This is a genomic window from Selenomonas sp. oral taxon 892 str. F0426 (assembly GCF_000468035.1).
In the GTDB taxonomy this organism is placed as follows: Bacteria; Bacillota; Negativicutes; order Selenomonadales; family Selenomonadaceae; genus Centipeda.
Genome location: NZ_KI260523.1, coordinates 337,412 through 352,558 on the forward strand (window position 1 = coordinate 337,412; position 15,147 = coordinate 352,558).

General features: G+C 55.4%; 13 protein-coding genes and 2 pseudogenes. All 15 read right to left on the bottom strand.

Annotation, left to right across the window (positions count from 1 at the left end):
* Positions 1-72: 72 nt before the first annotated feature.
* Positions 73-552: a 23S rRNA (pseudouridine(1915)-N(3))-methyltransferase RlmH gene (gene rlmH / locus HMPREF1992_RS02505; protein WP_021684244.1), complete on the bottom strand. Its 480-nt coding sequence runs from the start codon at positions 550-552 to the stop codon at positions 73-75.
* Positions 549-1,652, bottom strand: a complete 1,104-nt coding sequence (locus tag HMPREF1992_RS02510) for a S1C family serine protease (protein ID WP_021684245.1) — start codon at positions 1,650-1,652, stop codon at positions 549-551. The genes rlmH and HMPREF1992_RS02510 overlap by 4 nt, the downstream gene beginning before the upstream one ends.
* 13 nt (positions 1,653-1,665) lie before the next feature.
* The gene (locus HMPREF1992_RS02515) at positions 1,666-2,421 is read right to left on the bottom strand and encodes an MBL fold metallo-hydrolase (protein WP_037358126.1); all 756 of its coding nucleotides are present in this window, start codon (positions 2,419-2,421) and stop codon (positions 1,666-1,668) included.
* Between the two features lie 307 nt (positions 2,422-2,728).
* Entirely contained in the window at positions 2,729-3,331 is a 603-nt protein-coding gene (locus tag HMPREF1992_RS02520; protein ID WP_021684247.1) for a 1-acyl-sn-glycerol-3-phosphate acyltransferase, read from the bottom strand.
* A 9-nt stretch (positions 3,332-3,340) separates the two neighbouring features.
* A complete protein-coding gene (gene cmk / locus HMPREF1992_RS02525) occupies positions 3,341-3,994 on the bottom strand; it encodes a (d)CMP kinase (RefSeq protein ID WP_021684248.1) in 654 nt (217 codons plus the stop codon).
* A 12-nt stretch (positions 3,995-4,006) separates the two neighbouring features.
* Positions 4,007-5,314 carry a 3-phosphoshikimate 1-carboxyvinyltransferase gene (gene aroA, locus HMPREF1992_RS02530; RefSeq protein ID WP_021684249.1) on the bottom strand — a complete coding sequence of 436 codons (1,308 nt, stop codon included), beginning with the start codon at positions 5,312-5,314 and terminating at the stop codon, positions 4,007-4,009.
* A gap of 4 nt (positions 5,315-5,318) precedes the next feature.
* Positions 5,319-6,572 (bottom strand): NAD(P)/FAD-dependent oxidoreductase, encoded by a 1,254-nt coding sequence (locus tag HMPREF1992_RS02535; RefSeq protein WP_021684250.1) that lies wholly within the window; start codon positions 6,570-6,572, stop codon positions 5,319-5,321.
* Positions 6,573-6,630: 58 nt separating this feature from the next.
* Positions 6,631-7,299: pseudogene (locus HMPREF1992_RS02540) on the bottom strand (pseudouridine synthase); the annotation flags it as partial.
* Positions 7,300-7,307: 8 nt separating this feature from the next.
* Complete coding sequence (locus HMPREF1992_RS02545) at positions 7,308-10,700, bottom strand: DNA polymerase III subunit alpha (protein ID WP_021684252.1); 3,393 nt, start codon at positions 10,698-10,700, stop codon at positions 7,308-7,310.
* 36 nt (positions 10,701-10,736) lie between these two features.
* On the bottom strand, positions 10,737-12,500 hold the full coding sequence (locus tag HMPREF1992_RS02550; RefSeq protein WP_021684253.1) for a hypothetical protein: 1,764 nt from the start codon (positions 12,498-12,500) through the stop codon (positions 10,737-10,739).
* 29 nt (positions 12,501-12,529) lie between these two features.
* Positions 12,530-13,216 (bottom strand): glycosyltransferase family protein, encoded by a 687-nt coding sequence (locus tag HMPREF1992_RS02555; RefSeq protein ID WP_196801382.1) that lies wholly within the window; start codon positions 13,214-13,216, stop codon positions 12,530-12,532.
* A 17-nt stretch (positions 13,217-13,233) separates the two neighbouring features.
* A complete protein-coding gene (locus tag HMPREF1992_RS02560) occupies positions 13,234-14,166 on the bottom strand; it encodes a hypothetical protein (RefSeq protein WP_037358131.1) in 933 nt (310 codons plus the stop codon).
* A gap of 105 nt (positions 14,167-14,271) precedes the next feature.
* Positions 14,272-14,598, bottom strand: a complete 327-nt coding sequence (gene cutA, locus HMPREF1992_RS02565) for a divalent cation tolerance protein CutA (RefSeq protein ID WP_021684256.1) — start codon at positions 14,596-14,598, stop codon at positions 14,272-14,274.
* Positions 14,599-14,629: 31 nt separating this feature from the next.
* Entirely contained in the window at positions 14,630-14,980 is a 351-nt protein-coding gene (locus HMPREF1992_RS10920) for a hypothetical protein (RefSeq protein WP_021684257.1), read from the bottom strand.
* A 48-nt stretch (positions 14,981-15,028) separates the two neighbouring features.
* Positions 15,029-15,118 (bottom strand): annotated as a pseudogene (locus HMPREF1992_RS11990) (ATP-binding protein); the annotation flags it as partial.
* Between the last annotated feature and the right edge of the window lie 29 nt (positions 15,119-15,147).

Here is a 15,147-nt window from a genome sequence, read left to right on the forward strand (position 1 = left end):
TGGGAACATGAATACAATATGCAGTGAAAATACAAAAAAGAGGCTCCTGCACCTTCGCAGAAACCTCTCATGTTACAGATGGTATGGCTCTCCCCGGCTGATCTTGAACGAACGGTAGATCTGCTCCAAGAGGAAAAGTCGGATGAGCTGATGCGGAAATGTGAAATGCGAAAACGACAGCCTGAGATCAGCACGGTACCGCAGCTCATCCGCAAGGCCGAACGGGCCTCCGATGAGAAATACGATATGGCTTTCGCCCGTAACAGCAAGATGATCTATCTTCGCCGAAAGCTCCTCCGAGGAGAGCGCCGCACCGCCAACGTCGAGGACGATGATGTATGCGCCCTGGGGCACCTGTGCCGCGAGGCGCTCTCCCTCGCGGCGAATGGTCTCCGTCTTCTCCGCTGCCGAGGGCTTGTCCTTCATGCGCTCCTCTGTAATCTCAATTGTACGTAGATCAGCGTAGGGGCGCAGGCGTTTTTCGTACTCGGCAATGCCGTCACGCAAATATTTTTCCTTTATTTTACCCGCACAGACGATCGTGATCTTCACCGGTCATCCTGCGGCATCTCTTCAAGTACAACCTCTGCTTTGCGTTTCGTATCGTTGCGGTCATAGGTCACCGTTACCTTGTCACCGACTTTATATGAGGCAATCTTCGTGCGCAGATCCGCAACACTGTTAACCTCCTCACCATCGATCTCGAGGATGATATCGCCGCGTTGGAATCCTGCCTTGCCGCATGGCCCGTCAAGAGAGAGACGGAAGATATAGACGCCCTTGTCGATGTTCAGCTGGTAGCCATAGCGTGCTGCTGTCGTCGGATCAAAGACGGAGACGCCAAGATACGGACGCGCAACATAGCCCTTTTCGATCAGCTCATTCACGATGGCCTGCACCGTATTGATGGGGATCGAAAACCCCATGCCCTCGACGGCAGCTGCCGATACCTTCGCACTGTTGATGCCGATGACCTCACCGTCCGCATTCACAAGCGCCCCGCCCGAGTTGCCTGGACTGATCGCCGCATCGGTCTGCAGCAGCTTTACGCGCTTGTCACTGATATCAAGCGTTCGGTTCAGCGCACTGATGACCCCCACCGTGACGCTCCCCTGGAACTCAAGGCCAAGTGGGTTGCCAATCGCAATGGCAGGCTCGCCGACGACCACCTCATCCGAGTTTCCAAAGGCCGCCGTTGGCAGATCTTTTTCATCGACTTTAACAACGGCAAGATCCGTGAACTCATCCTGTCCGACAAGCTTTCCCTTTAGACTGCGTCCGTCGGAGAGCGAGACAATGATCTCCTTTGCCCCGCTGATGACGTGATTGTTCGTCACGATATAGCCATCACTCCGGAAGATCACGCCGGAGCCAACGCCCTCTGTCTCAACCGGATTGTTGAACCAGTCGCGCGCGACCGCCTTATTCGTAATGCCGACAACGGCAGGTCCGACTGCCTTTGCCGCACGAACGACAGGTGTATTGCGTGCTTCTGAGAGTCCTGAAACGTCGACCGTCTGCGACGGTTTCATGGCACCGACCGAGTTGTCCGCAGCCGTCCCCATCGAGCAGCCGCCGAAAATGACAAAGGAAGCCAAAAGCACCGCTGCTGTCAGGGCAGCGCCCTTCTTCTTTTTGAATCGGATGTTCATCGAAGCATCTCCTTTACATAACAACCCCTGCACCGCCCTCCGGCAGGCAGCTCTCAATATCAAGCGTCATACCGCGTGAGGCCAGGATCTCCTGCACCGTATCGCGCGCAAGCGAAGGTCGATTGTTCTCCTCCGACAGATGGGCGAGATAGACCTTACGCGGATGTTTCTTCATGCGTGTGAGGGCCCACGCCGCATCCCCGTTCGCAAGATGTCCCCGATTGGATAGGATGCGCCGTTTGAGCGGCCATGGATAGCTGCCCTGGCGCAGGAGATCGGCATCATGATTTGCCTCAAGAACGAGGACATCGGCCCCCTCCATTGCCTCCTGCACCGTCTCCGTCACAACGCCAAGATCAGTTGCAATTGTACAGCAGTATGACCCCTCAATGCGAAATCCACATGGATCTGCAGCATCATGAGAAATTGCAAATGGTCGCACTATTACATCACCGATGGAAAACGCATCGGTAATCCCGCGCATGTCGTCCTCAAATGCTGCGCCTCCATCAATCGCCGCAAGCGTTCCCCGCGTTGCAAGAATCGGCAGATGGTACTGCTTCGCCAGTGTCCTGAGGCCACGCACATGGTCAATGTGCTCGTGTGTGATGAGTACTGCATCCAGACTCTGCGGCTCTACGCCATAGTCCCGCAGGCTCCTCGTAATGCGCGCCGCACTGATGCCTGCATCAATCAAGAGGCGCGTGCCATCGAGTTCGACATAGACCGAGTTTCCCTTGCTTCCGCTCGCCAATATGGATACCTGCAACGAACAGCCCCCTCTCTGCGTTTCATGATATTCCTTTTTTCTGTAAATATCCTGCAAATTCCATCGGATAGATGTGAGAGAACGACAAAACAAGGGGCTGTTGCACGAAGCTAGAAAACTTCGTGCAACAGCCCTTGTCTATGTCAGCAGTATCGCTACAAGTGCCCCTTCCACCGCTTACGCGGTCCCCCTCCCCCGTGTCGCACGGGGGAGGCTAGGATTATGGCATCTTAGCTTCCCCCGTCACAACGGGGGAAGTGGCGAGTGCAGCGAGCCGATAGGGGCGTTCGTGCAACAGCCCCTTGTTCTATTTTTTCCCCAGCTCTTCCTTCATCCGCGCTATGTGCGCCATGATTTCGGCAGAAAACGCATCGAGCGCCTCCTTGCTCTTGCGGTCGCCCTGAAATGAAATCGGCTGCCCGTACTTGATGCGCAGCTGCGGAAGCAGTCCGCCATTGGCAAAGATGCGGTGTGTGTTCAGGATGGCAACGGGCACAATCGGAGCGCCCGTCATGGCAGCGATGAGGGCGACGCCTGCCTCTGCCTTCTGCAGCTCACCAGTCTTGCTGCGCGTTCCCTCGGGGAAAAGTCCGAGGACGCGCTCCTCCTTGAGCACGGTGACCGCCGTCTTGATTGCACCGCGGTCAGACTCGCCGCGCTTCACAGGAAATGCGTGACAGCGGCGAATTGCCGCACCGAAGATCGGATTCTCGAAGAGCTCGATCTTTGCCATATAGCTGACGGGGCGATCGATCAGACTCGCCATCAGCGGCGGGTCAATATTACTCGCATGGTTCGCAGCCAGAATCACCGCGCCCTCTGCGGGGATGTTCTCACGCCCGTAGACGCGCGTGCGAAAGAGAATGTAGAAGATCAGTCGAAAAACGAAACGCAAAAATCCATACAACATAGTGACCGCCTATTCCGAGAGTTCCATAATCCGTGCGACAACCGCGTCAATGGAGAGTGCCGTTGTATCGAGCAGGATCGCGTCCTCCGCCTGACGCAGGGGAGAGATCTCGCGCTCGCTGTCCTGCTTGTCACGGTCAGCGATCTCTTTTTTCAGTTCATCATAATCGACCGCATACCCCTTCTCCTTCATCTCGTCATAGCGGCGCCGCGCACGCTCTTCGACGGAGGCGGTGAGGAAGATCTTCACATCGGCATTCGGCAGCACATTCGTCCCAATATCGCGTCCGTCCATCACGACAGCGCCGTCTGCCGCCATCACACGCTGGAGTTCCACCATCTTTTCGCGCACGGGGCCGAGTGCCGCAACGCGCGAGACGATATGTGTAACCTCAGGCGTGCGAATATCACGTGTTACATCTGTCCCGTCGACCGTGACCCGTGTGCCATTCTCCGTGCAGGCAAGGCGCACGTCGATATCACGGACGGCATGCAGGATCGCATCATCCGTTGCCTCAGGCGACTGCTGCAGTGTTTTCCACGCAACACCGCGATACATCGCGCCCGTGTCAATGTAGGTATAGCCAAGCTTCTCCGCCACAATTTTAGCAACGGTACTCTTGCCCGCACCTGCAGGGCCATCAATCGCTATCACACGCTTCATGTCAAAATCCTCCTAGCTCAGCCGATCAAGTTCGGAAAAAAATGTTGGGTAAGAAATATTCACGCTGTCCGAGTTCTCAAGGAGAACTCCCTCTGCCGCCGCACCGAGCACAGCAAGCGACATTGCCATGCGATGATCCCCCCAGCTCGACACCTGCGCCCGCTCGATCTTTGCGTTCCCGTGGATCACAAGTCCATCCTCCCGCTCCTCGATGCTGCCGGGAGCAAGTTTTTGGAACTCCGCCGCAATCGCACGGAGACGATCTGTCTCCTTTACGCGCAATTCCCCCGCTCCCGTGATTACGGTATCACCCTTGGCAAAGAGAGCAGCAACGGCAAGCACCGGAATCTCGTCGATGAGGCGCGGCATAATCTCCGCACCGAAGGACACGCCGTGCAGATGCGCCGCCTCGACTGCAATGTCCGCCACACGCTCGCCGCCGCTCATGCGTTCATTTTGCAGTGTGATATGTGCTCCCATCTCTGTGAGTACATCCAGAATCCCCGTACGTGTCGGATTGATGCCAACGTTTTTCAAGAGAAGCCGACTGTCCGCGATAATGCTGCCCGCAACGAGGAAGAACGCCGCTGAGCTGATATCCCCAGGCACCGTGATTTCATCCGGTGCACGGTAGCCGCCCTTCTCCACAGGGTAAAGCGTTACGCTCGTTCCACTTCGCTCGAGATGGACGCCGAAGCCCGCGAGCATCTGCTCCGTATGGTCGCGCGAAACATACGGCTCCGTGACGGTCGTCGGCGCATCCGCATAGAGTCCCGCAAGCAGGATCGCGGACTTGACCTGTGCACTTGCAACGGGGCTTTTGTAGTGAATGCCGCGCAGCTTTGCCTCCGTCGGTACAATCGTGAGCGGGAGATTGTTGTTCCCGCTGCGTCCATAGATCTGCGCTCCCATCTCAGAGAGCGGTCGGAGCACACGCCCCATCGGGCGGCGCGTCAGCGAGGAATCACCGCAAAACACGGAGAGGAATGGCTGCGGAGCGAGCAGGCCCATCATGAGGCGCAGCGTCGTCCCAGAGTTCCCCGCATCAAGGACGGTCAGTGGTTCGGTCAACCCGTGTAAACCATTGCCTGTAACGATCAGCTCATTCTCGTTAAGAAATTTGACATCCACGCCCAGCGCACGCATCACGCCGACCGTCGAGAGGCAATCCTCTGCATGGAGAAAATTTCGAATATGCACGGGTGTATTTCCGAGTCCCGCAAACATGACGCTGCGGTGCGAGATGGATTTATCCCCCGGTATATCAATCTCGCCCTGCCACCCGTGTCGCGCGGGTGCAATCGTCCGAATCTCAGCCATTCACTTACGCCCCTTCCAAATTCCATACGCTGCAGCAGCCTGCTGCATGCCCCATCGAAAATGCCGCCTGTAAATTATAACCGCCCGTATAAGCATCCACATCGACCAATTCTCCGGCAAAATAGAGATTCCTCACAAGCTTGGACTCCATCGTGCGCGGGTTGATCTCATGCGTTGCGACCCCACCGGCTGTCACAATCGCCTCGGCAATGGGACGTGTCCCGATGATCGTGAGCGGCAGTGCCTGCAATGTACGCACCAGCCGCTCACGTTCCTTCGCCGAAGTTTGCCCAACAACACGCTCCGGCGAAAGATTCGCTGCCTCCAGGACAATATCTATGAGACGCTTGGGCAGGAGATCGACCATGCCATTGTGGAGCTGCTTCTGCGCGTACGCCGCAAAGTCCCGATCCACGCGTTCCCGCAGTTTCTCATGCATGAGTGCAGGCTTCAGATTCAGACGAAGCTCCAGCTCCTTTGCACCAGCCGCAAGAAGCTCTGAGGCACAGCGACTCAGCTGCAAAATGATGGGGCCTGTCACGCCAAAATGGGTAAAGAGCATCTCACCGAAAAACTCCTGCTCCTTCTTCCCCTCGCGATGGAGGCTTGCGCGCACATTCCGCAGCGCAAGCCCCTGCACATCCTTTACCCACACTTCCCTCGTCACGAGAGGAACGAGGGCGGGAAAGATCGGCGTAACCGTATGTCCTGCCGTACGCGCAAGTGCATAGCCGTCGCCCGTCGACCCTGTCGCCGGATAGGATGCGCCGCCCGTGGCAAGAACCACGGCGGCTGCATCCAGTCGTTTGCCGTCCTGCAGCTGTACGCCGCACACGGCATGATCTTCGATGATAAGTTCACGCACCGCTGCGTTTGTTCGGATCTCCACATTCTGATCATGCAGATGGCGCAGAACGGCATCCACCACATCGGCAGCACGGTCACTCTGCGGGAATACACGGTTGCCGCGTTCGGTCTTGAGCGGTACACCCAGCCCCTCAAAGAACGCGATCACATCTGCATTGTCAAAGGCACGCAGACTGCTGTTGAGAAATCTGCCGTTTCCAACAATATTTTTGATAATATCAGGAATCTCGTCGGCACTTGTGACGTTGCACCGCCCCTTGCCCGTGATCATCATCTTGCGGCCGACGCGTGCCATCTTTTCGAGGAGCAGAACGCTCCCGCCGTACTCCGCCGCCGCTGCTGCCGCCATCATGCCCGCAGGGCCTGCGCCCACCACGATGATTCGCTTCACTCACCCGCACCCCCGCAATCATACATAGTTCCCGAATCTCCTCCGCCGTCAGATGCCGATACGCACCACAGGCAAGCCCACGCAATGTCAGCTGAGCAAAGCGAACGCGCCGGAGTACAGTCACACGGCAGCCGATTGCCGCAAACATGCGGCGCACCTGTCGATTACGCCCCTCATGGATGATTGTCTCGACTACCGTACGCCCCTCCTCTGCCTTCAGCACGCGCAGACGTGCCGGAGCCGTCCTGCCGTCCTCAAGGAGAATGCCGGAGCGCAGCTGCGCCAGACCATCCTCCGTAACGGTACCCACGACCTCCGCATGGTAGACCTTGTCAATCTCGTAGCGCGGATGGAGCAGCCCCTGTGTCAGGGCACCGTCGTTGGTGATGAGGAGCAGTCCCTCCGTATCGGCATCCAATCGCCCCACGGGGTAAAGCCGCACAGGGAAATCGGGCAGAAGATCGAGCACGGTCTTGCGCCCCCGATCATCCCGGACCGTCGAAAGATAGCCACGCGGCTTGTTGAGGAGAATATAGCAGCGCTTTTCATATTCCCGTATGAATTTGCCGTCGACGGAGATTTTATGCCGCGCAGGATCGTACTTTGAGCCAAGCTCCGTAATCGTTACGCCATCCACCGCAACCCGTCCGGCGCGGATCATCTCCTCTGCCGCGCGGCGCGATGCCACGCCCGCATTGCTGAGGATCTTTTGCAGTCGTTCTTCCATATCGTTCCCTAGCGCACTCTGACTGCGCTTTCTCCCATAAGCTGTGCGAGTTCTCGTCGTACCGCTGCCGATCCGTCAATCCAATGGCGCGTCTCAAGCTGCCGCCAGCGTCCGTCGCTGCGCACATAGACAGGGTGATCTCCGGGATGTCCGGCAAAGACGGCCTGCATCTCATTCCAGAGCACCCGACGGTCCGTATCGGTCGGCGGAATTAGGTAAAAGGAAGAGCGGTACTCACTCATCCGCCAGATCTCGTCAGCGAGCAGCTTTGGCTCTTCCCCCGTCATATCGACGCGCCCCTCCACCACGATGATCGCATCCGGCTCCAAGTCGGACACATGCGCATAAAACACGCGCGGAAATACGGTGACCTCGATCGTCCCGCTGAAGTCCTCAAGTTCGGCAAAGAGCATGGTATCGCCCTTCTTCGTTGTAAAGCGCTTCGTGCTCGTAAGGATCCCGCCGACGCGTACGAGTTGGCGATCCTTTCGCACCGCACTCCGAATCTCCCCAATGGAGAGCAGTGATGAGAGTGTATCGCTGCAGTCGTCCAACGGATGCCCGGTAATATAAAACCCCGTCGCCTCCTTTTCCCACGTTAGGCGCTCGCGGGCTGTACTCGGCGCGACATCATCTGAGATGCGAATCTGCTGCACCTCCTCCATGGTATCATCGCCGAAGAGTCCAATCTGCCCGCTCAAAAGATCGCGCTGCCGCCGCGCCGCATCCTGTATCGCCGCGTCAAGTGCTGCGAGCAGTTGGTTGCGCTCGACGCCAATGCTGTCAAATGCACCGCATTTGATGAGGCTTTCAATCGCGCGCTTGTTGATCGTCCGCATATCAACGCGCGCACAGAAATCCACAAGCGAGCGGAACTTCCCGCCCTCCGCGCGCACGCGCTCCATGCTCATGATCGCGTTCTCGCCAACGTTACGGACAGCGGCAAGCCCGAAGCGGATTGCCCCGTCCTCGATACCGAACGACGCCGCGCTCGAGTTGATGTCGGGCGGCAGGATCTTGATCCCCATCTGGCGGCAGAGCTGGATGTAGACGGGGATCTTATCCGTCTTATCCATAATGCTCGTCAGGACTCCCGCCATGAATTCCACAGGATAATGCGCCTTGAGATATGCCGTCTGCCACGCGAGCAGTGCATAGGCCGCACTGTGCGACTTGTTGAAGCCATAGTCCGCAAAGTGCGTCAAAAGATCGAAGATGTGGTTGGCAAGTCCTGACTCAATGCCATTCTTGTCGCAGCCCTGCAAAAAGATTTCCTTCTGCGCCATCAGCAGATCGTGCTTCTTCTTCCCCATCGCGCGGCGCAGGATATCCGCCTGACCGAGGCTGAATCCCGCGAGCACCTGCACAATCTGCATGACCTGCTCCTGGTAGAGCACGACGCCAAAGGTCTCCTTGAGGATCGGCTCGAGCAGCGGGTGCATATAGACGACCTCTTTTTTTCCATGCAGCCCATCAATGAAGTCTGTCACCATGCCGCTGCCAAGGGGGCCCGGCCGGTAAAGTGCCACCGTCGGAATGAGATCGACAAAGCCCTTCGGCTGCAGATCCTTGACGAGGTTCGTCATGCCCGCAGACTCCATCTGAAACACAGCTCCCGTGTCTCCATTGCACAGCATCTTTGACGTTTTCTCATCCACGAGCGGAATCTGATCGATGTCCAGCTCAATTCCGTGTGACACACGTATATGCGTCACCGTATCGGCGATAATGGACAGTGTCCGCAGGCCCAGGAAATCCATTTTGAGAAGACCGAGTGCCTCCACATCATCCTTGTCGAACTCCGTGACCAGCGTCCCCTCGGAGACCCAAACCGGCACCTGACTCGCGAGCGGATTCTTCGCGATCACAACCCCCGCTGCATGGATGGATGTATTGCGCGGAAGGCCTTCAATCCTGCGTGCGAGATCAATGACCCTGCGAACGCTCTCGTCCTCGTCATAGAGTCGTCGAAAATCTGCTGACTCCTTGAGTGCACGATCCAATGTGATGTTCAGCTCCGCAGGAACGAGCTTTGTGATTGCCGACACCTCACTGAAGGACATCTCGAGCACGCGCCCGACATCACGGATCGCCCCCTTTGCCCCCATCGTACCGAATGTAGCGATCTGTGCGACGTGATCCTCTCCATAGCGTTCCTTGACATACGAAATCACCCGTCCGCGGTTGATATCATCAAAGTCGATATCAATATCCGGCATAGACACGCGTTCGGGATTGAGAAAGCGCTCGAAGAGCAGCGCATATTGAAGCGGATCAATGTTCGTGATGCCCAGCAGATAGGCAACGATGCTGCCCGCCGCCGAACCGCGTCCGGGGCCAACGGCAACACCATGCTCACGCGCATAGAGAATAAAGTCCCAGACGATGAGAAAGTAGCTGGCATAGCCCATGCCATGAATGACGCCAAGTTCATAGTCGAGGCGCGTACGAATTTCATTCGACACATCCGGATAACGGGAGGGAATACGCTCCTCACAGAGCGCGCGGAGATAGTCGTCGTCCTTTTCAAAGTTCTCGGGAATGGGATAGAACGGCAGCTGCAGCTCACCAAACGTGAAATTCACCTGACAGCGCTCCGCGATCTTTGCCGTATTTTCGATCGCTCCCGGATAGTCCGCAAAGAGCTCCGCCATCTCCTGCTCTGATTTCAGATAATAATCAGGCCCGGAGAAGCGCATGCGGTCGGGATCGTTGATCGTCCGCCCCATCTGAACACAGAGCAGAATATCATGAAACTCACTGTCGTCTGCATTGACATAGTGGACATCATTTGTCGCAACCAGCCCGACACCGTGGCGGTTTGCCATATCGCGGAGCGCACGGTTGACCGTCTTTTCCTCGGGCAGTCCATGATCTTGAATCTCGAGAAAAAAATTATCCTGCCCAAAGATCCCGACGTATTCGCAAATGAGTTCCTCTGCCCGCTGGGTATTTCCACGCAGAATTGCCTGCGGGATCTCACCTGCCACACAGGCAGAGAGTGCAATGATGCCCTCGTGATATTTACGCAGCAGTTCCTTATCAATACGCGGCTTATAATAATATCCCTCGGTATTGGCGAGGGATATTAGCTCAACCAGATTGCGGTAGCCCGTTTCATTCTCGGCAAGGAGGATGAGATGATAGTAGCGTGTGCCGTCGACCTCCGTTCGTTCCTGCCGCATGCCTGGTGCCAGATAGACCTCACAGCCAATGATGGGGTGAACGCCCTGTGCCTTTGCCTCTTTATAGAATCTGACCGCACCATACATAACGCCGTGATCGGTCATGGCAACAGCGTCCATGCCTAGTTCTTTCGTACGCCGCACGAGTTCCTTGATCCGACTCGCGCCGTCGAGCAGACTGTACTCCGTATGTACGTGCAGATGGGCAAACGCCATATCGTTCCTCCTTTCTCTGATGTTATGTCTGATTGCCTATGTCAGAGAACTCGATGCGCAAAAATTCTCCCAGATCTCCTGATACGCCGTCTCCAACTCCTCCATATATCCCTGTACATTCATCAGGGGAGAACGCTTCATATTTGCACGCAGCCCCATGTGATACGCCTCCAGCAGCTTCGGAGTCTCTGCGAGCTGAACGGCGCGGCGCACATAGTTGATGTCATTCTCGGCAATGAGTTCGCGAACCCCTGCATTCGTCAGTATGGACGCAGCAAAACGAGCACCGTGCGTACGCCCGCGCAGTGAAATAACGGGAACACCCATGTAGAGGGCCTCACACGTCGTCAGTCCGCCGTTGTAGGGAGCCGTATCAAGCGCAATATCAATATCCCGATACTGCTCAAGATAGTCCGGACTATAGGGACGGAACTCCACGCGCGTCAAATCAAAGTTGAGTATAGAAAGGCGCTTCTTGGCAAAGCTGACTCCCGAATCAATGCTGCATATCTTCCCTTTAATGATGAGCTTTGAGCCACGGACAGACTCCAAGATGCCGCGCCAAAGGAGCAGAATCTCATCTGTCGCCTTGGCAAAGTTGTTAAAGCTGCCAAATGTCACATAGCCGTTCCTGCGCATGGGCGGCTCATAGCCAGCCTCCGGCATCACGCGAATCGCCTCTGGCGCATAGCAGAGATGCGAGTGCGGCAGCCGCAGGATGCGCTCGGTAAAGCCAGCCTCCGCCTGAAGATCCCCCTTTGGAATACAGACCTCATCCGAGAGAAAATAGTCTATGCCATGAAGTCCCGTTGTATTCGTATAGCCGATCCCGGAAACTTGAACAGGAGCAGGACGATATGCCATGATCGGCAGCGCATTGTCCTGCGAGTGACCGGACAAATCGACCAAGATGTCAATCTTGTCCTCTGCAATGAGGCGTGCGGCCTTCCGCGGCGCCCGCCCTCGCAGATCACGCCAAGTTACACGGCGCGTACGCAGACGCTCCGTCACGGCATCACTCCTGCCAGTCGCATAGCAAAACACCATAAACCGCTCTCCATCGAAATGATGAAGCAAGGGAGACAAGAAATACGCGACCGCATGTTCCCGAAAGTCTGGGGATATATAACCGATGCGCAGCTTTTTCTGTGGCGCTCGCGGCGTGTGTTCATGAACATATGGATGAACATCCTGCATCTCATCATATGCCTCTGCCTTCTGACGACCATCCTTAGCCCCAAGATACCGATAATTGCGCATAAAAAGGTACTTGCTGTAGAGTTCGGCCGCCTCATCCGATGTATCCGCAAGACGACTGGACATGAGAAGCTCGTGCGCTGCCCCCTTCGGCTCTCCCGCAAGATAGAGTGCATCAGCAAGCCATCCGCGCGCGCGCTTTAGCATCTGATGATAGATCGCATAGGAGAGATCCTCCTCTCCCAGGACCTTTGCCTTGTGTGTCAACTCCTCGATCAGATCGGCGAGCAGAGGGATCTCATCGTCCAGGCGAAATTCGAGCGCTGCAAGGCCTGCCTGAACCATACGTGCACGTGGATGGCGCGGCTGTACGTGCAGTACTTTTTCGGCAAGTTCCTCGGCCTCATCAATGCGCCCGCTGTAGAGTGCAACCTCAGCATTGACCGCAGTCGCATCAATATCCCCCTCCATCAGGCGGTCGACCTCCTGTGCACAGGCACGCATACCCTTCAGATCGCCGTCAGCAGAGAATTTCGTGGCCAGTCTGAGCCAGTTAATCTTCTCCTCTGCCGTATGTTCAGCCTTTGGCGGCTGCTCCCGCATAGATGAGCACCTCCCTTCCACTCATGTTTTCAAACCTCGGGCTGCAGTTCTGCTCCATATTCATTCAAAAATATTCTCTGATACCGCTTATATTCTGGTGCGAGCGGTTTTTCACGCGGGCAGTGAATACACCAAAAGTCATCCTCCTGATTGGGAACGACGACGCGAAAATCATGACGCCGCATCTCCATACACATCGCGGTATCATAGAGATGCCACCCCGTAAACAAATCCTCGCGCCAGCGTATGCCATACTGCGTCGCAATAAAGAGACCATCCACCGCCTCGACATCAATGTAGTCGCCGTCGGGCTCCATGCAATGCGAGTCCACTACACTCTCCGGCTCGCAGTGATGAAGAACGCGCCCATACGTGCGCAGCCCATCCCACCAAACGCCGGAACGCGGCAGACTACGGCAGCCGATCACCCCAACAAGCCCGATCGTTGGATCTGCAAAGATGGAGAGCAGATCGGCGATAATGTCCTTGTTGACGACAAGGACATCCTGATGCAGATATACCATGTATTTGGCATCGGTCGCACGTGCACCTTCATTATAGCCCGAGCACATCGAGACGGCTCCTCGTACAGGGACATACTCGACGGACATTCCGCGAGGGACACGCAGCGATTTTAAATACAGAAGACATTCGCTGTACATATCCTCATCATTGACACAAGAAATAAATGCAATTTTATTTGGATCCAGCCCCATCGATTCTCTATCCTTTTTCATTTGATATACTCTCTCAGCAAGAGGGAATAACGTTCCCGGTCCGTCGGATCGACAGACTCCGCCACACTCACGCGGAGCATCTCATGGATAAAATCATGGCGCTCCTCTGCATACATGCCAAGACGGCAATAGAAGGCCTCGGTGTGGACAACAGTCTCGCGTACAAGTGATGCCATGTATGCTGGAAAAACGAAAAGCTGATCCATTAACTCCCATAAGCCAACCACTGCCGCAGCAGACTCCACATCATACTCAATGCGATGAATCAGCCGCACCATGTACGCTCGTTCTTTTTGTGTGTACATGGATTTAAGAAGGGCCAACTCTGGCATGGAGCGATCCGCACGAACGAGATAGAACTCTGTCTCAAGATCATCCTGCTCGTTTTCAAATCCGGCATCTATGAGGCGAGCAAGCAGTCCCTCCGGTGCTTTTCGCTGCTGCTGCTGCACACGAACGCTCTTATAGAATGACGCATAGAGGAGATTTTCAAACTCACGCTTCGCATAGAGGCGGGACACGATATTATAATAATGCCCATCCATTAGATTTTGAAGGATGGACCAATGGCGTATGTTTCGAAAACTCGTAAGCAACGCACCAGTTTCCTTTAGAAACATGGAAAAACCCGCAGCGATATCCTGCGGATTGTCTGCCTGCTCCAGGGCAAGGTCCGAGATAATATAGTCAAAAAAACTGTTCGTATATGGAAGCGGCACCACCAAGTAGTCCAGAATCTGCCAACGAACGCCCTCAGGTACATTCAGCTCCGCCTCATATGCATCAGCCGTGACCGCGTAGAGCTCTGCCCGCGGAAACATCGCACGCAAATCATGCAGATAAGACACGCTCTCAACAACTAAAATGCGCACTGGTGCAGCATCCGATGTTAGGAAGGATAGCAGTTCAGGTCGTATTTTTTCAGCCATGCACGGCTCCTCCATTTGATGATTGTATGGTCCGCGCAGGACACAAATTTTCTTTATTATATCACAAAGTGTAAAGATCTTGTATCTGCCATCTGTCCCTCTTTATCAAGCGAGAAGTGGAATGACAAAAATTTCCGGCTCCTCATAGGGATGAACGGCTATGATAGCTGCCATAGTCTGTTCCAGTCGCACTGCTGCTACACGCAGCTCAACCTTAATCTCCGGAGCCTCTGATATCTCTCCAATTGTCCCCTCGTACGGCGATGCACCCAAAAGAGGACGCCAAGACCCTGTCACACGCGAATAGGCGAGACAGCTGTCATAGTTGCCGAGGTGTCCTGCATCCACGGAACGAAGGGCCTCTCTCAACGAAGCAAAATGGGTCTCAGGGATAAAAATCTCGAGTTTTACATACTTCGTTTGCTCCGTCATCAGATCTTCGCCTCCCCCCAAATGGCCTCCATTACTCAATACTCAGCCCAACATCAGCACGCAGCTGTATTGCCTCCGCAATATGCGCCGCAGTGATGGCGGAGCTGCCTCCCAGATCAGCAATCGTACGTGCTACCTTGATGATACGGTCATGGGAACGCGCCGATAGATTGATGCGATGAAAAGCCGCCTCGAGCAATCCCTCCGCCTCCTTCTCAAGCTGACAATATTTCTTTATCATGCTGTGATTCATCTGCGCATTACAAAAGAGCCCGTGTTTCCCCAACCGTTTCTGCTGGATGGCACGCGCCGCTACGACACGCTGACGAATGGCTTCGGAGGACTCCGCCCTGCGCGTAGTGTGAAGATCCGAATACGCCACGCGCGACACACGAATATGCAGATCAATGCGATCCAGTAATGGTCCCGACAGCTTGCGCGTATATCGTTTGATCTCCCCCGCAGAGCATTCACATATATGATCTTTATCCCCTAAAAAACCACAAGGGCATGGATTCATTGCCGCTACCAAAATGATACTAGAGGGAA

What these genes read in the sequence shown, in the direction of transcription:
- HMPREF1992_RS02510 (WP_021684245.1), bottom strand. Translation starts at nt 1,652, where the DNA reads ATGAACATCCGATTCAAAAAGAAGAAGGGCGCTGCCCTGACAGCAGCG.
- aroA (WP_021684249.1), bottom strand. Translation starts at nt 5,314, where the DNA reads ATGGCTGAGATTCGGACGATTGCACCCGCGCGACACGGGTGGCAGGGC.
- HMPREF1992_RS02555 (WP_196801382.1), bottom strand. Translation starts at nt 13,216, where the DNA reads ATGGGGCTGGATCCAAATAAAATTGCATTTATTTCTTGTGTCAATGAT.
- HMPREF1992_RS02545 (WP_021684252.1), bottom strand. Translation starts at nt 10,700, where the DNA reads ATGGCGTTTGCCCATCTGCACGTACATACGGAGTACAGTCTGCTCGAC.
- cmk (WP_021684248.1), bottom strand. Translation starts at nt 3,994, where the DNA reads ATGAAGCGTGTGATAGCGATTGATGGCCCTGCAGGTGCGGGCAAGAGT.
- HMPREF1992_RS02560 (WP_037358131.1), bottom strand. Translation starts at nt 14,166, where the DNA reads ATGGCTGAAAAAATACGACCTGAACTGCTATCCTTCCTAACATCGGAT.
- HMPREF1992_RS02550 (WP_021684253.1), bottom strand. Translation starts at nt 12,500, where the DNA reads ATGCGGGAGCAGCCGCCAAAGGCTGAACATACGGCAGAGGAGAAGATT.
- HMPREF1992_RS02520 (WP_021684247.1), bottom strand. Translation starts at nt 3,331, where the DNA reads ATGTTGTATGGATTTTTGCGTTTCGTTTTTCGACTGATCTTCTACATT.
- cutA (WP_021684256.1), bottom strand. Translation starts at nt 14,598, where the DNA reads ATGACGGAGCAAACGAAGTATGTAAAACTCGAGATTTTTATCCCTGAG.